The 20065-nt window shown below is 48.8% G+C and carries 21 protein-coding genes; 12 read left to right on the forward strand and 9 right to left on the reverse strand.

Annotated elements, in window-relative coordinates; genetic code table 11:
• Positions 1–11: 11 nt before the first annotated feature.
• From pdxT to dnaA, 9 genes are all read right to left on the reverse strand, one after another.
• Positions 12–578 carry a pyridoxal 5'-phosphate synthase glutaminase subunit PdxT gene (pdxT, locus tag NWF31_RS13920; protein ID WP_258361107.1) on the reverse strand — a complete coding sequence of 189 codons (567 nt, stop codon included), beginning with the start codon at positions 576–578 and terminating at the stop codon, positions 12–14.
• Between the two features lie 18 nt (positions 579–596).
• Positions 597–1484 (reverse strand): pyridoxal 5'-phosphate synthase lyase subunit PdxS, encoded by an 888-nt coding sequence (gene pdxS / locus NWF31_RS13925; RefSeq protein ID WP_258361108.1) that lies wholly within the window; start codon positions 1482–1484, stop codon positions 597–599.
• A 121-nt stretch (positions 1485–1605) separates the two neighbouring features.
• A complete protein-coding gene (gene gyrA, locus NWF31_RS13930; protein ID WP_277999060.1) occupies positions 1606–4026 on the reverse strand; it encodes a DNA gyrase subunit A in 2421 nt (806 codons plus the stop codon).
• A gap of 211 nt (positions 4027–4237) precedes the next feature.
• Entirely contained in the window at positions 4238–6142 is a 1905-nt protein-coding gene (gyrB, locus tag NWF31_RS13935) for a DNA topoisomerase (ATP-hydrolyzing) subunit B (protein ID WP_258361109.1), read from the reverse strand.
• Between the two features lie 89 nt (positions 6143–6231).
• The gene (gene remB, locus NWF31_RS13940; RefSeq protein WP_258361110.1) at positions 6232–6486 is read right to left on the reverse strand and encodes an extracellular matrix regulator RemB; all 255 of its coding nucleotides are present in this window, start codon (positions 6484–6486) and stop codon (positions 6232–6234) included.
• Between the two features lie 24 nt (positions 6487–6510).
• Positions 6511–7614 (reverse strand): DNA replication/repair protein RecF, encoded by a 1104-nt coding sequence (gene recF / locus NWF31_RS13945; protein WP_258361111.1) that lies wholly within the window; start codon positions 7612–7614, stop codon positions 6511–6513.
• Complete coding sequence (locus NWF31_RS13950) at positions 7577–7804, reverse strand: RNA-binding S4 domain-containing protein (RefSeq protein WP_258361112.1); 228 nt, start codon at positions 7802–7804, stop codon at positions 7577–7579. The genes recF and NWF31_RS13950 overlap by 38 nt, the downstream gene beginning before the upstream one ends.
• An 11-nt stretch (positions 7805–7815) precedes the next feature.
• Complete coding sequence (gene dnaN / locus NWF31_RS13955) at positions 7816–8970, reverse strand: DNA polymerase III subunit beta (RefSeq protein WP_258361113.1); 1155 nt, start codon at positions 8968–8970, stop codon at positions 7816–7818.
• Between the two features lie 107 nt (positions 8971–9077).
• On the reverse strand, positions 9078–10406 hold the full coding sequence (gene dnaA / locus NWF31_RS13960) for a chromosomal replication initiator protein DnaA (protein WP_258361114.1): 1329 nt from the start codon (positions 10404–10406) through the stop codon (positions 9078–9080).
• Between the two features lie 231 nt (positions 10407–10637).
• Here dnaA and rpmH point away from each other — a divergent pair, with 231 nt between their 5' ends.
• From rpmH to NWF31_RS14020, 12 genes are all read left to right on the forward strand, one after another.
• Positions 10638–10772 (forward strand): 50S ribosomal protein L34, encoded by a 135-nt coding sequence (rpmH, locus tag NWF31_RS13965; protein WP_258361115.1) that lies wholly within the window; start codon positions 10638–10640, stop codon positions 10770–10772.
• Positions 10773–10807: 35 nt separating this feature from the next.
• A complete protein-coding gene (rnpA, locus tag NWF31_RS13970; protein WP_258361116.1) occupies positions 10808–11176 on the forward strand; it encodes a ribonuclease P protein component in 369 nt (122 codons plus the stop codon).
• Positions 11173–11385 (forward strand): membrane protein insertion efficiency factor YidD, encoded by a 213-nt coding sequence (gene yidD / locus NWF31_RS13975; protein WP_422880293.1) that lies wholly within the window; start codon positions 11173–11175, stop codon positions 11383–11385. The genes rnpA and yidD overlap by 4 nt, the downstream gene beginning before the upstream one ends.
• Before the next feature lie 59 nt (positions 11386–11444).
• Complete coding sequence (locus tag NWF31_RS13980; RefSeq protein WP_258361117.1) at positions 11445–12125, forward strand: YidC/Oxa1 family membrane protein insertase; 681 nt, start codon at positions 11445–11447, stop codon at positions 12123–12125.
• Entirely contained in the window at positions 12122–12742 is a 621-nt protein-coding gene (jag, locus tag NWF31_RS13985; RefSeq protein ID WP_258361118.1) for an RNA-binding cell elongation regulator Jag/EloR, read from the forward strand. The genes NWF31_RS13980 and jag overlap by 4 nt, the downstream gene beginning before the upstream one ends.
• A gap of 91 nt (positions 12743–12833) precedes the next feature.
• Positions 12834–14213, forward strand: a complete 1380-nt coding sequence (mnmE, locus tag NWF31_RS13990) for a tRNA uridine-5-carboxymethylaminomethyl(34) synthesis GTPase MnmE (protein ID WP_258361119.1) — start codon at positions 12834–12836, stop codon at positions 14211–14213.
• Between the two features lie 74 nt (positions 14214–14287).
• Positions 14288–16180 carry a tRNA uridine-5-carboxymethylaminomethyl(34) synthesis enzyme MnmG gene (gene mnmG, locus NWF31_RS13995; protein WP_258361120.1) on the forward strand — a complete coding sequence of 631 codons (1893 nt, stop codon included), beginning with the start codon at positions 14288–14290 and terminating at the stop codon, positions 16178–16180.
• The gene (gene rsmG / locus NWF31_RS14000; RefSeq protein WP_258361121.1) at positions 16170–16889 is read left to right on the forward strand and encodes a 16S rRNA (guanine(527)-N(7))-methyltransferase RsmG; all 720 of its coding nucleotides are present in this window, start codon (positions 16170–16172) and stop codon (positions 16887–16889) included. Before mnmG ends, rsmG begins: the two co-directional genes overlap by 11 nt.
• Before the next feature lie 77 nt (positions 16890–16966).
• Positions 16967–17728, forward strand: a complete 762-nt coding sequence (locus tag NWF31_RS14005; RefSeq protein ID WP_258361122.1) for a ParA family protein — start codon at positions 16967–16969, stop codon at positions 17726–17728.
• Positions 17721–18611, forward strand: a complete 891-nt coding sequence (locus NWF31_RS14010) for a ParB/RepB/Spo0J family partition protein (protein WP_258361123.1) — start codon at positions 17721–17723, stop codon at positions 18609–18611. Before NWF31_RS14005 ends, NWF31_RS14010 begins: the two co-directional genes overlap by 8 nt.
• Before the next feature lie 116 nt (positions 18612–18727).
• On the forward strand, positions 18728–19282 hold the full coding sequence (locus tag NWF31_RS14015) for a pyruvate kinase alpha/beta domain-containing protein (protein WP_258361124.1): 555 nt from the start codon (positions 18728–18730) through the stop codon (positions 19280–19282).
• A gap of 27 nt (positions 19283–19309) precedes the next feature.
• The gene (locus tag NWF31_RS14020; protein ID WP_258361125.1) at positions 19310–19999 is read left to right on the forward strand and encodes a DUF554 domain-containing protein; all 690 of its coding nucleotides are present in this window, start codon (positions 19310–19312) and stop codon (positions 19997–19999) included.
• Positions 20000–20065 lie beyond the last annotated feature (66 nt).

Genomic DNA, 20065 nt, shown 5'->3' on the forward strand with positions numbered 1-20065 from the left:
CGCCAGCCCTCTTATTTTATCATCTCCAGGAAATAGCGGTGTACTCGCAAATCATTAGTTAATTCCGGGTGAAAGGCCGTCGCCAGGAGGTTCCCCTGGCGGGCCATGACGGTCTTACCCATAAAAGTGGCCAGGGATTCCGCCGGGGGCTCTACCCTCTCCAGGTAGGGAGCGCGGATAAAGACGGCATGGAAGGGCTCCTCCCCCAGGACGGGGATCTCCAGGTCAACCTCAAAGCTGTCCACCTGGCGGCCAAAGGCATTGCGCTGGACACTCACGTGCATCAGTCCCAGCCGGGGCTGGTCGCTGCCGATTATATCCCTGGCCAGGAGCACCATCCCGGCGCAGGTGCCAAAGAGCGGCATCCCTGCCGCCGCCAGTTCCCGGATGGGCTCCAGAAGGTTGAAGTCTACCATTAGCTTGCCGATGGTCGTACTCTCGCCGCCCGGTATGATCAGCCCGTCAATACCTTCCAGTTGCCTTTCCCGCCGGATCTCTACACCCTCAACACCCAGGGCCGCCAGGGAGGCAATATGCTCCCGGAAGGCGCCCTGCATGGCCAGTACGCCGATTTTCATTTTTATCTCGCCTCGCTATTACCAGCCGCGTTCCTGCATGCGTTCTTCCTGTCTAATAGTGGCAATGTCCAGCCCGGGCATGGCTTCACCAAGGTCTTTCGATACCTCGGCCAGGACTTCCGGTTCCCGGAAGTGGGTAGTGGCGGCGACAATGGCCCGCGCCCGCTTCATGGGATCGCTGGATTTAAAAATACCGGAACCGACAAAGATGCCGTCGGCGCCCAGCTGCATCATTAATGCTGCGTCGGCCGGAGTGGCGATACCGCCGGCGGCAAAGTTGACTACAGGCAACCGTCCCAGTTCCTTAACCTGTTTGACCAGTTCATAGGGAGCCTGGATTTCCTTGGCAAAGGTCATTAATTCCTCATCGGGCAGGTTTTGCAACCGCCGGATCTCGCTCATTACCCGGCGCATATGCCGCACGGCTTCCACGACATTGCCGGTACCGGGCTCACCCTTAGTGCGGATCATGGCCGCTCCTTCGCCGATGCGCCTTAAAGCCTCGCCGAGATTGCGGGCACCGCAGACAAAGGGTACTTTGAATTCGTGCTTATTGATATGAAATTCTTCATCCGCCGGGGTTAGCACTTCGCTTTCATCGATATAATCGACGCCCAGGGCTTCCAAAATCTGCGCCTCCACGAAATGGCCGATCCTGGCCTTGGCCATCACCGGGATGGTTACGGCGTCCATAATCCGTAAGATAACCGTAGGGTCGGCCATGCGGGCCACCCCGCCGGCAGCGCGGATGTCGGCCGGTACCCGTTCCAGGGCCATCACGGCGCAGGCCCCGGCTTCTTCGGCAATTTTAGCCTGTTCCGGGGTGGTGACGTCCATGATGACGCCGCCTTTCAACATCTCCGCTAGGCCTTTTTTTACCGTCCAGGTTCCCTTTTCTGTTGCCATCTATGTTCCCCCCATTGCTACACTCTTCGACCGTTCTGGATGCACAGCTTCATTCTACTACAGGGTACCCCCTGAAGCAAATCTTTTAATATGACCTTATTTTTCCAGCGATATTTAAATTTTATTGAACACGGGCTATGGCTACCACCCGGTCGTTTTGTTCCAGGCGCATCAGGGTAACACCCTGGGTATTGCGGCCCTGGCGCGATATGTCTTCCACTCCCAGGCGGATGAGAATCCCGTCGGCCGAAATCAGCATCAGTTCGTCCTCCTGGGTGACAACGGCCACGGCTGCTACCGGACCGGTTCGTCCGGTAACGTTCATGGTGATGATACCTTTACCACCCCGGCTCTGGGTACGGTACTCTTCCAGGGGAGTCCTCTTGCCAAAACCATTGGCGGAAACAACAACCAGCTCAGCCCCCTCTTTAACCCTTACCAGGCCGACAACCTCATCCCCTTCCTCCAGGGTAATGCCCTTTACGCCGCGGGCAGCCCGTCCTATAGGACGCACTTCCTCTTCGTCAAAGCGGATGGCCTTACCCTGGCGCGTCACCAGGATAACTTCGTGCTTGCCCTCAGTACGCAGGACACCGATGAGTTCATCCCCAGTGTCCAGGCCTATGGCAATAAGGCCGTCCCGGCGCGAGGTATGGAATTCAGATAGGGTAGTCTTCTTAACCGTGCCGTACCTGGTAGCCATGAAGAGATAGGCTTCTTCATCCAGGTCGCGGATAGGGATGACGGCGGTTATGGTTTCTCCCTTGCTCAGATAAATTAAATTAACCAGCGGTGTCCCCCGGGCCTGGCGTCCGGCTTCGGGAATCTCATGCCCCCTCAGGCGAAAGACGCGGCCCTGGTTGGTAAAGAAAAGGAGATAATGATGGGTGGTGGTAACAAAGATATCCTGGACAAAATCTTCTTCCCTGGTACCCATGGCCTGGATACCGCGGCCGCCCCTTTTCTGGCTGCGGTAAGTATCGACTGGCTGGCGTTTGATATAGCCGCGGTGGGACAGGGTAACGACGATATCCTCCCTGGCAATAAGATCTTCTATTTCAATGTTTTCTTCCTCCAGCATAATTTGCGTGCGGCGGGGATCGGCAAATTTATTCTTATATTCCTGGAGTTCATCCCTGATAATGCCGTAAACCATAGCCTCATTGCCCAGGACTTCTTTTAGGTAAGAAATTCGTTTCTGCAGTTCCTGCCATTCTTCCTCCAGTTTTTCCCTTTCCAGGGCCGTCAGGCGACCCAGGCGCATATCGACAATGGCTTTAGCCTGCCTGTCGCTTAAAGAAAAACGTTCCATTAAACCCCGGCAGGCTTCAGGTTCATTGGGGGACTGGCGAATAATCTTGATTACTTCATCGAGAAATTGGATGGCAATGCGCAGGCCGGCAACGATATGGGCCCGGGCTTCGGCCTGCTCCAGGAGGTAGCGCGTACGCCTGGTAATTACTTCTTTCTGATGTTCCAGGTAGAGGGTCAGCATTTCCCGCAGGTTAAGAACCCGTGGCCGCCCGTCCACCAGGGCCAGCATAATAACCCCGAAATTCTCCTGCAGCTGGGTGTGTTTATAGAGCTGGTTGAGAATCACCCTGGGCTGGACGTCCCGGCGCAATTCGATGACGATGCGCATCCCCGTCCGGTCGGACTCATCCCGCAGGTCGGTAATGCCGTCGATCTTTTTCTCCCGCACCAGCTCGCCAATAGTTTCCACCAGGCGGGCCTTGTTAACTTGGTAGGGAATTTCCGTCACCACAATCTGGCTTTTACCGTTGCTCAGGGTTTCTATCTGGGCTTTGGCCCGCATCTTGATGCTGCCCCGCCCGGTCCGGTAGGCATTTTTAATTCCTTCCCGGCCGATTATCAGGCCCCCGGTAGGAAAGTCCGGTCCTTTGATAATCCGGGTCAGGTCTTTGAGTTCGGCCTCCGGATGGTCAATAAGGTAAACCAGGGCATCGATTACTTCGCCCAGGTTGTGGGGCGGGATATTTGTTGCCATACCTACGGCAATACCCGCCGACCCGTTAACTAAAAGCTGGGGGATCCGTGCCGGGAGCACTACCGGCTCTTTGAGACTGCCGTCGTAGTTATCGATAAAGTCAACGGTATCTTTTTCAATATCGGCCAGCATGGCCAGGGCGATTTTCGCCAGCCGGGCTTCGGTATAACGCATGGCTGCAGCCGAGTCACCGTCAATAGAACCGAAGTTACCGTGGCCGTCTACCAGGGGATAACGGCAGGCAAAATCCTGGGCCAGGCGAACCATGGTTTCATAAACAGCAGCATCGCCGTGGGGATGGTAACGGGCCAGTACCGTACCTACCACTACGGCCGACTTTTTATGGGGCTTATCCGGGGTCAACCCCTCTTCATACATGGCATAAAGGATACGCCGGTGGACCGGCTTCAAGCCATCGCGGACATCAGGCAAAGCTCTCCCTACAATTACGCTCATCGCATAGTCAATGTAGGAGCGCTTCATTTCCTCTTCTAAATTTACTTCCAAAATCTTGCCGCCGGCTTCCAGGGCCAAAAAATATCACCTTCTCTTTCTTAACCCTTATCCTATTATATCCGGTGATGGGATAAATCCAAATATGACGCCAGGCTAAATTAAAAAACGGGGGCCAGGCCCAACCCCCCTTCGCCACTTTGTACGCCCGCCTCCCATGCCGGCTTCCAATCCGGGAACCGTCGTAGCCGGTTTTCCTGCAAGTTTTCCCATCCAATCACCAGCTTCCGGGTTAAATATCCAGGTTTCTAACTTCATGGGCGTGTTGCTGGATAAATTCCCGGCGCGGTTCCACCCGATCACCCATCAGGATGTTAAAGATGGCATCGGCTTCTGCTGCATCCTCAAGGTTGACCCGCAAAAGGGTGCGTGTTTCCGGGTTCATGGTCGTTTCCCACAGCTGGTCGGCATTCATTTCGCCCAGGCCTTTATAACGCTGTACTTCCCATTTTTCGCCGGTATGGTTTTGCAAAAACCTTTCCAGTTCGGCGTCGTTATACAGGTAGTGTACCGTTTTTCCCCGCGAAACTTTGTACAGGGGTGGTTGAGCTATATATATATACCCTTCGGTTATTAAAGGCCGCATATAGCGGTAAAAAAAGGTAAGTAATAAGGTCCGGATATGGGAACCGTCCACATCGGCGTCGGCCATGAGAATCGTCTTATGGTAGCGGGCCTTGCCGATGTTAAAATCATCGCCTATCCCTGTTCCCAGGGCGGTGATTATGGTCCGTATCTCTTCGTTATTTAAAATCTTATCCAGCCGCGCCTTTTCGACGTTTAAAATTTTACCTCGCAAAGGGAGAATGGCCTGGAAACGCCGGTCACGCCCCTGTTTGGCCGAACCGCCGGCGGAGTCGCCTTCCACAAGGAAAAGCTCAGCCACGGCAGGGTCTTTATGGGTGCAGTCGGCAAGCTTGCCTGGCAGGGAGGTTATTTCCAGGGTATTCTTGCGCCTGGTTAGTTCTCTAGCTTTACGGGCCGCTTCCCTGGCCCGGAAGGCATTTATGGCTTTATCAACAATCCGCCTGGCAATAGTGGGGTTTTCTTCTAGATAAGCGCTTAATTGCTCTGCCACCAGGGCATCGACAATACCCCGCACTTCCGTATTGCCCAGCTTGGTTTTGGTCTGGCCTTCAAACTGGGGCTCCAGTACCTTAACACTGATGACTGCCGTCAGGCCTTCACGGATATCTTCACCGGCCAGGTTGCTTTCATTTTCTTTTAAGATGTTGAATTTACGGGCATAATCGTTGATCACCCTGGTCAGGGCAGTCTTAAAACCAATTTCATGGCTGCCGCCTTCGGTAGTATTAATATTATTGGCATAAGAGAGGATGAGTTCGTTATAACCATCATTGTATTGCAGAGCTATTTCAACCTGCACGTCATCCTTTTCCCCGCTGAAGTACAGGGGTTTATTGAAGAGGACTGACCTGTTTTTATTTAAATGACGGACAAAATCAACCAAACCGCCTGTATGGTAGTATGTGGTTTCTGTTTCGTTTCTTTCATCGCGAAAGATTATTTTAACGCCACGGTTTAAAAAGGAAAGTTCCTGCAAGCGACGGCCGATAATTTCATTCTGGAAAACTATATCTTCAAAGATTTCCCTGTCGGGAAAAAAGGTAACACTGGTACCTGTACCTTTGGCTTTACCAGCTACCTTCAACTCAGATACTTTATTGCCCCGGCGGTACTCTTGATGATATATCTTTCCATCCCTTTTTACCTTTACCTCCAGCCACTCTGAAAGGGCGTTTACCACAGAAAGGCCAACACCGTGGAGCCCGCCGGCTACCTTATAGCCGTTTCCGCCGAATTTACCACCGGCATGGAGTATTGTTAGTGCTACTTCTACCGCCGGCAGCCCTGTTTTTTCGTGAATATCAACCGGGATGCCGCGGCCGTTGTCACTCACTGTCAGGCTGCCATCCCGATGAATAATTACTTCTATACGATCGCAAAAGCCAGCCAGGGCTTCGTCAATACTGTTATCTACCAGTTCAAAAACCAGCTGGTGCAGCCCCCGGATCCCGGTGTTACCGATGTACATCCCGGGACGACGGCGTACAGCTTCCAGACCCTCCAGGACCTGGATTTGGCTGGCATCATATTCCGTGTGTACCTGTTCCATTTTTTCCTCCCGCATAAAACTTCCACTGACAAATATAGCACAAATCAAAGGTTTACTTCAAGCAACCTGAAGCCCATAACAAAAGCTCTTTATTTTTGTTCCAGGTTGCTTAAAATTGAACTGGCTCTTTTCATCAAGGTGCCGGAGGATATATTTGAGAGATATATTTGTTTTTCGGTTATAATGCAGGATTTATAATCCCCGGAATCCGGATCATTACCTTGCTGTTTAGCCCTCTTTAAAATTTCATTATTAACCGCAGATCGGACTATTGTACTTAAATTAACAATAGCAATGATGTCCTTAAATGGCACCACCATCTCATTACCTATGTGCAGGTACATAAAAAGCTCCTTTCTATCCAGAAATTATTTCCTTATCTCGGTAACCACTAACCTTCTTTCCCTTGATAACTGCCATAAACTAGCCTGCTCCATAAGGCCGGAAGGCAACTTTTCTATATCGGCGGTTGTTAAAAAGGTTTGCCCGCCGCTTGCCAGGAGCGCCAGCAGGGCTTGCTGGTGTTTGCCATCCAGCTCGGAAAAAACATCATCCAGAAGCAAGATGGGTTTTTTACCTAAAAACTGCGTAAAAATCCCGGCTTCGGCTATTTTCAGGGCCAACACGGCCGACCTCTGTTGCCCCTGAGAAGCAAAGAATCGTGCTTCATGCTCGCCGATATAAAAAGATAAATCGTCCCTGTGGGGGCCCCAAAGGCTTAAACCGGCCTGGATTTCCCTTTCCTGGCCGGCAGCTATTTTGGCTAACCAATCCTCATAATCCCTTACACTTGAGCGATAGGTTAGGGATAAACCTTCTAGACCTCCCATTTTACTGTAAATTTCAGCAGCAAGGGGTTCAATGGACTGGATAAAGGATTGCCTTTTCCTGATAATAGCCACTCCGGTAGATACAAGCTGGATATTCCAGGGTTCGAGCTCTTGCTCCTTTCCCCGGCCGGCTTTTATATCCCGCAGTAATCGATTGCGTTGCAATAATAGGCGGCGATAAGACTGGAGATTATGGCAATAGAGCCGGTCAAGGATACTCAGTTCCCGGTCCAGAAAATTGCGCCGGTAGACAGGGGCACCTTTCAGTAGGAGCAGGTCATCGGGTCCAAAATATATTACCGGCAGGATACCAAGCAGATCAACCAGGCGGTGGTGTTGGCCGTTAATTGTTAACTTTTTATGAGCTTCATGGTAAATAATAGCGAGCTCTATATTTTCCTGGCCGGAACCGCAATAACCTTTTATCTGAAAAGAATTTTCTCCCCAGGTTGCCAGGTGCTGGTCCTGTTGCTGGCGTAAAGAACGGGCAAAGCTTAAATAACCAATAGCTTCCAGTAGGTTTGTTTTACCGGCCCCGTTGGGGCCCTGGATTATGTTTAGACCCGGCTGGCATTGCCAGTTTAACTCGCGATAGCAACGAAAATTAGTTAACTGGAGACGCCGTAACCTTATAGCTGGCACCATTAACCTCCACTTCATCGCCAGGCTCTAAGGTGTGGCTGCGGTGTTTTTCGACCTGACCGTTGACCCGTACCAGCCCGCCGGCGATCATTGCTTTTGCTTGTCCTCCTGTCGCCGCTATACCTGCCCATTTTAAAAACTGGTCCAGCCGGATTGAGGGAGTATCAATATAAACACTTTTACCAGACATAAAGGCCACCTTCAGGAAACCGGCGGGTTATTTACCGGTGCATTATTGATCCTTATCGGTAAAATAAGGCAAAGATAATTGTCTTCTCCGTAAGGTTTTATAACTACCGGTTTTAAAGGTGCCGATAGCTCTAAAATAACATCTTCCGTATCTATTATACGCAGCGTATCGAGTAAATAACGGCCGTTAAGGGCCAGGGTTAAAGGTTTGCCTTCGATCTGGGCAGTAAGTTCTTCCTCCAGGTGGCCAACTTCGGCAGCCTCGCTGGTAATCTTTAAAGTTTCGCCAACCTGCAAAAAGATGATATGGGATCGCGATTTTATTTCATCACGGGCCAGCAGGGTAGCACGTTCGGTTGTTTCTAGCAAATCTCTGGTGGCCACCTTTACTTTAGTATTATATGATTTAGGTATTACCTGGTTATAATGAGGAAATTTACCATCTAATAAACGGCTATAAAGCCTTAAATCTTCATAGCTGGCAAAAATCTGGCTGGAACCAATTATTATTTCCACTTGACCTTCATCGCCTGGTAAAAGACGGGCAAGTTCATTTAAGGAGCGGCTGCCAATTAAGGCACTTGCAGGTTCGCAGGTGTTTATCTCGCTAAGGGGTCCCCGGAAAACAGCAAGGCGATGGGAATCGGTAGCTACCAGGTTGAACTGCTTATCATCGGATTTTATTTCCAGGAGGATACCGCTGAATATGCTGCGCAGATCATCGCTGCTGGTAGCTATACTCACCATCCGAACAGCATTTTTAAAGGTGGTTGTGTCAATCTTAAGGGAAATGTTACCTTTTATATCTGGAAGGGAAGGGAACTGCCCGGCATCAAAACTATTTAATTGCACCCGGGACTGCAAGTAAGTTATTTCTACGGTGTTATTATCAGGTAAAGACTGCAAGTAAAGATTAGTAGGTGGTAGTCGCCGCACCATTTCTGTAAAAATGCGGTCAGGTAGTAATAATTCGCCGGGATTTAAAACTTCTACCGGAAAGCTATAAATAATACCTAAGTCAAGGTCCGTAGCATGTAAAGTTAGCGTATTATCTTCTGCTTGGAATAAAATACCTGTAAGGGCAGGTAAAGTCGAATTTGTAGCGACAGCACGGTGAACCTTTTGCACGGCCTGGAGAAGCTGGGGTTGAGGGCAAGCGATGTGCATGAGACGCTTCCTCCATCATCTTTATTGATGTAGTAGTAGTAATAGGCGATGTGGATATGTTGATAGTTAATGAATATAAAGAGAGGCTGCGGTTTAAGCAGTGTGGATTACTGGTTTTTAATTTCTTGCATAAGCTGGGAAATTATCTGGGGCAGGGAAGGATCATTTTGTAAATCATCACGGATTTTTGTATAAGCATGAAGTACAGTTGTATGATCCCTGCCGCCAAAGGCTTCACCTATTTGTGGTAGGGAGGCATCGATCATTTCCCTGGCAAGATACATAGCTATTTGTCTGGGAAAAGCGACGGTGCGATTGCGCTTTTTCGCTTTTAAATCTTCAGGTTTCAGATTGAAATAACGGGCTACCACATCCTGAATAAGATTAATGGTAATAGGCTTTGGACGGGATAGGTTTAACGCATCCTTTAAAAGTTTTTCGGCCATTTCTATAGTAACTTCTTCTTTAGTAAAGGCAGCATAGGCTGCGACCCTGATTAAGGCTCCTTCCAGTTCCCTGATGTTGGAATCTATTTTTTGGGCCATAAAAAACATTACTTCATCGGGAATAACGATATTTTCGGCTGCAGCTTTTTTGCGTAAGATAGCCATCCTGGTTTCAAGGTCGGGCGGTTGAATATCGGTTATAAGCCCCCATTCAAAACGAGAACGCAGGCGATCTTCCAGGGTAGGAATTTCTTTAGGCGGCCGGTCGCTGGAAATTACAATTTGCTTATTAGCTTCATATAGATGATTAAAAGTATGGAAAAACTCAACCTGGGTACTTTCTTTTTTTGCTAAAAACTGGATATCATCTATTAAGAGCACATCTATATTCCGGTATTTGGCCCGGAATTCTTCTGTCTGCTCATCGCGAATAGCATTAATCAGGTCATTGGTAAATCTTTCCGAAGAAATATAAAGAACTCGAAAGCTCGGCAAATGCTGGCGTACATGATGGCCGATGGCCTGCATGAGGTGAGTTTTACCTAAACCCACACCGCCGTAGATGAATAAGGGATTATAAGAATTGGCAGGGCTTTCGGCTACTGCTAGGCAGGCGGCATGGGCGAAACGATTGTTATTACCTACTACAAAGGTATCAAAGGTGTACTTCGGATTAAGCCTGGGCAGGTCTTCATCCCCTGCTTCGGCAGTTGACGTTGCCGAATTGCCGGTTGGTGAAAAACAAATAACCTGGATGTTGATAGGTCCCCGGCCGAATACTTTTTCCAGTGCTTCTTTGACTAAAGGATAATAACGGCTCTGGATATAATCGCGAGCAAATTCGTTAGCCGCGGCAAGAACCAGGGTGTTACCCTGCATAGTTACCGGCCTGGCATCAAAAAACCAGGCTTCCAGGGCTTTATAACTTATTTTTTTTTCCAGGATGGATAATACTTCTTGCCAGGCTAGATCCAGCTGATTTGGTGGCAAAAAAGAAACCTCCCTGAGGAAAATGTTAATAAGCTATAATGTATATATCGTCAAAAATGGGGATAAATGATGGTAATACAAGCAGTCACGTTTAATTTTATCTTAACAGCTTTGGGTATAACTATCAACAGGTAACAGAAATTCCTTTTCCTTGACAGATGGAAAATGACTCGGCTATAATTTGAATGATCGGCTGGAAAAAAGAAAATTTAGCAGGAGGGATAAGTAGATTTGAAACGCACATATCAGCCAAAAAGGAGACGCCATAAAAGGGTCCATGGTTTTTTAAAAAGAATGAGCACTGTAGCCGGACGGGAAGTTATCAAACGGAGGCGCCGGAAAGGTCGTAAACGCCTTACTGCTTAAGGGTAGGTTATCCTTTTTATTTTGGAGGAAGGATGTTGTTACCTGCGGGGCGGCGTATTATCAAAGCAAAGGATTTTCGTCGGGTATACCACGGGGGGCGGAAAGTAACCGGTAAAATATTAAAAATGTACTATTTACCAAATTCTTACGGTTTGACTCGATTTGGTTTTTCCATTTCTAAAAAAGTAGGTAAAGCCGTAACGCGTAATCTTTTAAAACGCCGCCTGCGAGAAATTTGTCGCCAGCATATAAATTCTTTCCAGCCGGGTTGGGATATAATACTGGTAGCCAGGGAAAATTCGGGTTCAAGTGGCTATCATGAACTGGAAAAAGAAGTATTAAAGTTGGGGTACTGGGGGAAAATTTTAATCGAAGAGGAAATTAAAGGGTTGGAAGATAAGTGATAAAAAGATGGGTTGTGTTGTTTATACGTTTATACCAGATTTTTTTATCCCCTTTCCTGGGGAATAATTGCCGTTTCTATCCCAGTTGTTCCCAGTATGCGGTGGAGGCAATAACAAAATATGGTATATTAAAAGGAAGTATAATATCCTTAAAAAGACTGGCGCGATGTCATCCCTGGCACCCGGGGGGGTATGACCCCTTATGTTAAAGATAGCGTGGAGGTGAAGGCTGCCTTTCTAAGAAATTTTCAGGAAGGCAGGGAGCTAATTGAGTATTTTAATTGAATTCCTGCAACAATCAATACAATTTTTGTATAATATTACCCGGACTCTGGGGATACCCAATTACGGTTTGGCTATCATTTTATTTACCGTATTAGTTAAGGTGGTACTTTTTCCTTTAACCTACAAGCAATTAAAATCGATGAAAAGGATGCAGGAATTACAACCGAAAATCCAGGAGTTGCAGAAAAAATATAAAAATAATCCCCAGAAGGCACAGCAGGCAATGATGGAATTATACCAAAAGGAAGGCGTTAATCCCCTGGGGGGATGCCTGCCCCTGCTGGTACAGATGCCCATTCTTTTTGCTTTATTCTCTGCCCTGCGTACATTTTTTGATCCTGTACATCATCCGAGCTATGTGGAACTGGCCCATGCCAAATTTTTATGGATAGGCAATCTCGGACAGCCGGATCCGTATATCTTACCCGTTTTAGTTGCCCTGGGTACCTATTTCCAGCAGAAAGTAAGTATGGTTAGCAGCAATCAAGACCAGACCCAGAGAATGATGCTTATTATAATGCCATTAGTTATTGGCTGGATGAGCCGTAGTTTTTCGGCCGGTCTTTCCCTTTATTGGGTAACTTTTAGTATCATGGGTATTTTAGAACAATGGTTAACACGCCGGCAACCGCAGCTGGTGAAGGAGGAAATCAGCGCCAAATGAAGGAGATAGAAGCCAGCGGTAAGACTGTAGAGGAAGCAATTGAGGCAGCGCTGAAAAGTTTGGGAGCTAAAAAAGAAGAAGTTGAAATTACAATTTTGGAGGAAGGTAGTAAAGGTTTTTTAGGCCTGCTGGGATCGCGCCAGGCAAGGGTAAAGGTTGTACTACCTGATAGCCCGGAAAAATTGATAAATGATTTTTTAAGTAAAGTCTTGAAAGCAATGAACATTGAAGCTGGTATTGAAATCCGGCAACGGGAAGGATATTATTTTGTAAGTTTTCACGGGAAAGACCTGGGTATTATAATTGGGCGCCGGGGTGACAACCTGGATGCCCTGCAGTATCTTTGCAACCTGGCAGTAAATAGGGTTTTAAAGAATAAAGTTAAAATCATACTCGATGTAGGGGGTTATCGCAAGCGCCGGGAACAGACGCTAATAAATCTCGCCCGCCGCTTATCGGCCAGGGTAAAAGCAACCGGGAAAAAGGTAGTTCTTGAACCAATGAATCCCCAGGAAAGGCGCGTCATTCATACTGCCCTGCAAAACGATAGTGAGATCTTAACTTTCAGCGAAGGACAGGAACCAAATCGTAAAATAGTAATTGCCTTGCGCCAGTAATCATTTTGCGTTAAAATAGTGGTGAAAGGGTAATATAACTGCGGCCCAGTGATACCATATGTATTACTGGGTTTTATTATGTGGAGATGACATGATGATAGAAGATACTATCGCTGCAGTTGCGACACCTCCTGGTGAAGGCGGTATCGGTATTGTACGCCTGAGCGGGTGTGATGCGATTACCATCGCTGCCAAGATATTTAAACCACACCGGGGACAGCCTTTTGCGGAAAGCCATAGTCATACTTTACGCCTGGGTTTGGTTATTGATCCTGAAACGGGTGAAACCGTCGATGAAGTCCTGGCATGCATAATGAGGGCACCCCGTAGCTATACGGCCGAAGATGTAGTGGAGATTAACTGTCATGGTGGCGCCTTGGCGGTCGCCAGGGTTTTACAACTTGCTTTACGTCATGGAGCCAGGCTGGCCGAACCAGGAGAATTTACCCGTCGAGCCTTTTTAAATGGCCGCCTGGACCTAGCCCAGGCCGAGGCCGTACTGGATGTAATTCGCGCCAGGAGCAGCCAGGGATTAGTTACTGCAGTAGGTCAGTTGCGGGGCAAACTTTCCCAAAAAATCGCAAGGATAAACGAATATCTCAACAGTGTTATGGCGGCAATTGAAGCCAGTCTCGATTTTCCGGAGGAGGTAGGCGAGGCAGGTGCCGAAGATCTGGAAAAATTAAAGCTGGCCAGAGAAGAAGTAAAAAAGCTGCTGGCAACATGGGAAGAAGGCCGGTTGCTTAGCGAAGGCCTGAAGATCGCTATTACCGGCAGGCCCAACGTTGGCAAGTCAAGCCTTTTAAATGCCCTTTTGCGTCAGGAAAGGGCTATTGTCAGCCAGATCCCCGGTACCACCAGGGATACCATTGAAGAAACATTACTACTGGGAGGATTTTCCTGCAGGCTTATTGATACAGCAGGCTTGCGGGAAACTGCCGATACCCTGGAGAGTATCGGGGTGGCGCGGACGAGACAGGCTGTAAGGGAAGCCGACCTGGTCCTAATGGTGGTTGATTTGAGTACCGGGATCCTGCCTGAAGATAAGGGCATCTTGGAAGAGATTAAGGAAAAAAACGTTATAATAGTCGGCAATAAAGTTGACCTGGTAGAAGGAAAAAGCGCGGAAATGGATTATTTTGCCACCGGTTTCCCCCGGGTGGCTGTTTCTGCCAGGGAAGGAACAGGACTGGACGAACTGGCCGGGAAGATTAGAGAGGTCGTCCTAGGTGGAAAAGTGCTAAGGGCAAGGGAAGAACCCCTCCTTACAAGAGCTCGCCACCGGGACGCGCTGGAAAAATGCCTGGACCACATAAACGCCGCCATAGATGCCTGGGAAGAAGGCATGCCGGGTGATTTAATTGCCGTTGACCTCTGGACAGCCCGTGATTTTCTTGGTGAAATAACAGGTGCAACTGCCAGGGAAGATCTCCTGGATCGCATTTTTAGCGATTTTTGTATCGGTAAATAGATAACGTGATTATACTAGTGAAATAACACTGCTGGCAAAGGCAATGAAAAAAGAAAGGAAAGAAGGTGAAGAGAATGTACAGAGCCGGAAATTACGATGTCATTGTAATCGGCACCGGTCATGCCGGCTGTGAAGCCGCCCTGGCCGCGGCAAAGCTGGGCTGCCGCACGCTGGCGCTGACCATCAGCCTGGAAAATATAGCCATGATGCCCTGTAACCCTTCCGTAGGGGGACCGGCCAAGGGTCATCTGGTAAGGGAGATTGATGCCCTGGGTGGTATAATAGGATTAAATACCGACCGCAGCCGCATCCAGATTCGCCGTCTTAATGGAGGTAAAGGGCCGGCAGTCAGGGCCCTGCGAGCCCAGGCTGATAAAAAACTTTACCAGCAACTGATGACCCTTAATCTTGAGCGGCAAGAAAATCTTGAAGTAAAGCAGGCAGAAGTTACCCGCCTGATTGTGGAAGATGGAGGCATCAAGGGTGTCCTGACCAGGACGGGAGCATTATTCACCTGTAAGGCAGTTGTTTTAACTACCGGCACCTATCTCAGGGGACGGATTATCATTGGCGATGTGGCCTACCCCGGCGGTCCTAATGGCCAGTTTCCGGCCATTGAGCTGGCAGCCAGTCTAAAGGAACTGGGTCTAACTATGGGCCGCTTTAAGACCGGCACACCCCCCAGGATCAGCAGCCGTTCTATTAATTGGGAAGTGTTGATTGAACAGCCGGGTGACAGGGAACCTTTAAATTTCTCATTTTGGGAAGATAACAGCCAACGACCCAATGTCTCATGCTGGCTGACCCACACCAATGAGTTGACACACCGGATCATAAGGGATAACCTGGACCGGGCCCCCCTGTTCAGCGGTATAATTGAAGGCAAAGGCCCGCGTTATTGTCCTTCAATAGAAGATAAAGTAGTCCGTTTTGCCGACAAACCGTCCCACCAGATCTTTCTGGAACCGGAGGGTCTGGGAACCGAAGAATGGTATGTTCAGGGTTTGTCCACCAGCCTGCCGGAGGACGTACAGCTGGCCGCCCTGCGCAGCATACGGGGACTCGAAAAAGCAGAAATTATGCGGCCGGGTTACGCCATTGAATATGATTACCTGGACCCGACCCAGCTCAAGGCAACCCTGGAGTGCAAGAACCTCAGCGGTTTATTTACAGCCGGGCAGATCAATGGGACTTCGGGTTATGAGGAGGCTGCAGCCCAGGGACTTATAGCGGGAATAAATGCCGCCTGCCTGGTCAAAGGAAAAGAGCCATTTATTTTAAGACGAGATCAGGCCTATATAGGGGTGCTAATCGATGATCTGGTTACCAGGGGTGTGACCGAACCTTACCGCATGCTTACGGCAAGGGCGGAACACCGCTTGCTGCTGCGGGAAGATAATGCCGATTTACGCCTTGCCGCCCTGGGTCATGATATAGGCCTCCTGGATGAAGAAAAGTACAGGAAGCTCCAGAAAAAAGAAAAAGCCATCAAAGAAGGAATTGAACTATTAGAAAAGCAGCATGTAGGGAGTAACAATGAAACCATCCAGGAAATATTGCAAAGATGCCAGGAGGCAACCCTTAAGGGGACAGCAAGCCTGGCCGAGCTCCTGAAGAGGCCCGGATTAAAATATCAAGAACTGGCAAGGGCCGGACTCGTGCCGGGACTCCCGGCAGATGTTGCTGGGGAGATCGAAATGATTCTCAAATACGAAGGCTATATTGCGAAAGAAAAAGCCCAGGTAGAACGGATGTTAAAACTGGAAGGACGGCATTTGCCGGATAATATCAATTACCGGGAAATACGGGGCTTATCCCGGGAAGGCGTCGATCACCTGGAAAGGATACGCCCACGTTCCCTGGGCCAGGCCCTGCGCATCCCGGGTGTTACACCGGCAGATATCAGCATTTTAATGGTTTATCTCGAACAAAAAAGGCGTGAGGGTGTAAATACCTGTGCCGGTTAAAGATCTAATGATCAGTTTACGAAAAACGGTAGGTTTAAATATATCTGAAGACCAGGCCGGCGTTATAAATGCTTATATCGAGCTTCTTTTAGCAACAAATGAAAAGGTAAACCTGACAGCTATTGTAGAGGAGGGAGAAATCTGGAGAAAGCATATCCTGGATTCCCTTCTTATTTTTTCTGCCCTGGACGTACCAATAGGTGCCAGGGTTATTGATGTGGGCACCGGGGCAGGAATCCCGGGCCTGATTCTTAAAATATACCGCCCGGACCTGCGTATTACCCTTCTTGAAGCCCAGCAAAAAAAGGTTAAATTCCTGGAAAAAGCAGTAAAACAGTTGGGATTAAAGGAGGTTGAATGTTTATGGGGCCGGGCTGAAGATATTGGCCATCATCAAAATTACCGGGAAAAATACAACCTGGCCGTAGCCAGGGCTGTAGCGCCTTTAAATACCCTGGTGGAATACTGCCTCCCCCTGGTGCAGGTTGATGGATTTATGGTAGCATATAAAGGCCCGGCCGGTACAGAAGAAGCAAAGGTAGCTGCAGGGGCCATTGCCATCCTCGGTGGTGGGGATACGACAATATGGCAACATGTCATTCCCGATGGGGAGGGAAAACGCTTTCTCATCATCGTGAAAAAAGTAAAGGTGACGCCGCCGTCATACCCGCGCCGCCCGGGAGTGCCTGCCAAAAGGCCCCTTAAGTAAGGGAAAATAAAATTGCCGGCAGGAACAAAAAAAAACATGCCGAAATAATGAAAAAAAGTCAAGGGAGAGGTAATCCCATGGGCAAGGTTATAGCCATTGCCAATCAAAAGGGAGGGGTTGGTAAAACAACCACAGCTGTCAATTTAAGCGCCTTTTTAGCCCAGGAAGGGAAACAGGTGCTGCTGGTAGATATTGACCCCCAGGGCAATGCCACCAGCGGTCTGGGCATTGACCGCCTGCACATCGAACATTGTGTCTATGATGTTATTATTAACAGCGTACCCATAGCGAGTATAATAATTAAAACCGGCGTTCCCCATCTAGACTTGGTACCGGCTACTATCGAACTGGCCGGGGCCGAAGTTGAGCTGGTGACGGCCATAGCCAGGGAGCAGAAATTAAAAAAGGCCTTGCAGGATGTTAAGAATAATTATGACTACATAATCATTGATTGCCCTCCTTCCCTGGGTCTTCTCACCGTCAATGCCCTTACGGCAGCTGAAGGTGTCTTAATACCCATCCAGTGTGAATATTACGCCCTTGAAGGGCTTGGACAGTTGCTGAACACCATCCAGCTGGTAAACCGCCACCTGAATTCCCGCTTAAAAATAGAGGGGGTCGTCTTGACCATGTTTGATCCCCGGACCAATTTATCAATGCAGGTTGTGGATGAAGTAAAAAACCATTTTTCTGCAAAAGTATTTAAAAGTATAATCCCGCGCAATGTACGGTTAAGCGAGGCGCCGAGCTACGGGCAACCAATTAGCATCTATGATCCCCGTTCCCGCGGCGCGGAAGCATATAAAGAACTGGCCCTGGAGGTAATGAACAATGGCTAAAAGGGGTCTGGGCCGGGGTCTGGAAGCCCTGTTGCCGGCGGTAGAAAAAAAAGAAGTTTTGGCCGGAGAAGTATTTCAAATAGAAGTTGATAAAATAGTTGCCGGTCGTCACCAGCCAAGGCGAGATTTTGATGTAGCCAAATTAGAAGAACTGGCGCAGTCAATAAAAAGTCACGGCGTTATTCAGCCCATAGTTGTAAAGCCTGTAGAAGAAGGGCGCTATGAACTAATTGCCGGCGAAAGACGCCTGCGGGCCTGTAAAATAGCCGGGTTAAAAGAAATACCGGCAATCATTAAGGAACTGGATGCCAGGGAAACGGCAGAAATAGCTTTAATCGAGAACTTACAGCGAGAAGACCTGAATCCTTTGGAAGAAGCAGAAGCTTACCGGTCTTTAATAAATGAATATAACCTCACCCAGGAAGAGATAGCCCATCGCGTCGGCAAGAGCCGGCCTGTCATTGCCAATGCCCTGAGACTGTTGCAGTTGCCTGCTGAAATCCAGGAAATGGTCAGGGAAGGCGCCCTTTCTTCCGGTCATGCCAGGATAATACTGAGTTTAAAAGATAGAGAACAACAATTGCTTCTGGCGAAAAAGATCATTGCCGAAGGAATGGCAGTACGTGAAGCAGAATTATTCATTAAAAAGATGCAGGATAAGAGAACACCAAAACTCGAAAAGGATAAAAAGGGTAAAAAAGTTGATATAGAAGTAAAACAATTGGAGGACAGGTTGCAAACTATATTTAGTACGAAAGTTAAACTGGCGCACGGGAAAAATAAAGGCAAAATTGAAATCTATTACTTTGGAACAGAAGACCTGGAAAGGATTATAAATGTCTTAACCGGGGAAAATGTTTCACGTGAAACATTTAAAAATTAAGCCCGGCAGTTTACCCTTATGGCGGTATTGGCCCGGGCATAATTTAAGTACAGGGGACGTTTCAATGGCGATTAAAGCCGTTACCGTTCCCGGACCAGGAAAAGGAGGAAGGATTAATGACTACATACTGGCCAGAGAAAGGAAAAGCAAATACCGAGGGCACGGTAAAACTGGCCCTGGAACATGCCAGGCAACTGGGTCTTAAAGATATTGTTGTTGCCTCGGCAACTGGCTACAGTGCCTTAATGTGTCTGGGAAATAACGATTTGAATATCGTCTGTGTAACCCGCCAGGCGGGTTTTAAAAAACCGGGTGAAATAGAGATGGATGGGGCTATCCGCCGTCGTCTTGAAGAGGGAGGTATTAAAGTCCTGACCACCACCCATCTGATGGCCGGCCTTGATCGTGCCCTGCGTTTCTCATTCCAGGGTATATATCCTTCTGAGATCATAGCCAGTACCCTGCGCCTTTTCGGCCAGGGTACCAAGGTGGCGGTTGAAGTTGCCGGCATGGCCCTGGACGCCGGGCTTATCCCTGCCGGTGTAGACGTCATTGCCCTTGGCGGAAGCAGCGAGGGAACTGATACGGCCCTGGTTCTCAGGCCGGCCCATTCCCAGGATTTTTTTGCAACCAGGATTAAAGAAATAATTTGCAAACCCAGGGATTTTTAATAAGCATGAAGCCGGGAAAAGATAGAGGTGAAAAGCTTGTGGGGTACGTTAGTTAATGTCCTGGCCATCCTGGCCGGAACCCTTGTGGGAACAATAATTGGCCAGCGCCTGCCCCAGCGCCTGCTAACAACAGTTACCCAGGCCACCGGCCTGGGTGTATTACTTGTAGGACTTTCAATGGCCGGCCAGAGCCAGAACATCGTCCTGGTAATTGTCAGCCTGGCTGCCGGCGGCATCTGCGGGGAACTGCTGGACATCGAAGGACGCCTGGCCAGTCTGGGGAAACGCCTGGAGCTTTATTTTTCCCGTAACGGCAGGGGTGAAATTACCCGGGCTTTTGTGGGATCCAGCCTGCTTTTCTGTGTCGGTGCCATGGCCATAATGGGCTCCCTGGAAGCAGGGTTGCGCGGGAATCACGGCACTCTCTATGCCAAGTCCATACTGGACGGCATTCTTGCCGTTTCTATGAGCGCCGTCCAGGGGTGGGGGGTTGCCCTGTCGGCACTTGCTGTTTTTATTTACCAGGGGGGCCTGACCGTCCTGGCCGGTTGGTTGCAGCACTATCTCACACCTGCAGTAATAGCAGAAATTACTGCTAGTGGCGGCCTGCTTATCATTGCCATAGCCCTGGGAATATTGAAGGTAAAGGATATTCGTACCGGTAACCTTTTACCGGCTCTATTATTTGCGGCTCTCCTGGCATTATGGTGGCAATAAACACCCTTTGCCTGCGGCGGCAGGTAAAGGGTGTTTGCGGGTTACCACACTTTTACGGCCTGGGCT

The organism is Neomoorella sulfitireducens, assembly GCF_024733845.1.
GTDB lineage: Bacteria > Bacillota > DSM-521 > Neomoorellales > Neomoorellaceae > Neomoorella > Neomoorella sulfitireducens.

Bases quoted from the DNA above. Each gene is read 5' to 3' on its own strand.
- NWF31_RS14005 (WP_258361122.1), top strand. From the start codon at position 16,967: ATGGGCAAGGTTATAGCCATTGCCAATCAAAAGGGAGGGGTTGGTAAA.
- NWF31_RS14015 (WP_258361124.1), top strand. From the start codon at position 18,728: ATGACTACATACTGGCCAGAGAAAGGAAAAGCAAATACCGAGGGCACG.
- pdxS (WP_258361108.1), bottom strand. From the start codon at position 1,484: ATGGCAACAGAAAAGGGAACCTGGACGGTAAAAAAAGGCCTAGCGGAG.
- NWF31_RS14010 (WP_258361123.1), top strand. From the start codon at position 17,721: ATGGCTAAAAGGGGTCTGGGCCGGGGTCTGGAAGCCCTGTTGCCGGCG.
- mnmE (WP_258361119.1), top strand. From the start codon at position 12,834: ATGATGATAGAAGATACTATCGCTGCAGTTGCGACACCTCCTGGTGAA.
- pdxT (WP_258361107.1), bottom strand. From the start codon at position 578: ATGAAAATCGGCGTACTGGCCATGCAGGGCGCCTTCCGGGAGCATATT.
- gyrB (WP_258361109.1), bottom strand. From the start codon at position 6,142: ATGGAACAGGTACACACGGAATATGATGCCAGCCAAATCCAGGTCCTG.
- NWF31_RS13950 (WP_258361112.1), bottom strand. From the start codon at position 7,804: ATGTCTGGTAAAAGTGTTTATATTGATACTCCCTCAATCCGGCTGGAC.
- remB (WP_258361110.1), bottom strand. From the start codon at position 6,486: ATGTACCTGCACATAGGTAATGAGATGGTGGTGCCATTTAAGGACATC.
- dnaN (WP_258361113.1), bottom strand. From the start codon at position 8,970: ATGCACATCGCTTGCCCTCAACCCCAGCTTCTCCAGGCCGTGCAAAAG.
- mnmG (WP_258361120.1), top strand. From the start codon at position 14,288: ATGTACAGAGCCGGAAATTACGATGTCATTGTAATCGGCACCGGTCAT.
- jag (WP_258361118.1), top strand. From the start codon at position 12,122: ATGAAGGAGATAGAAGCCAGCGGTAAGACTGTAGAGGAAGCAATTGAG.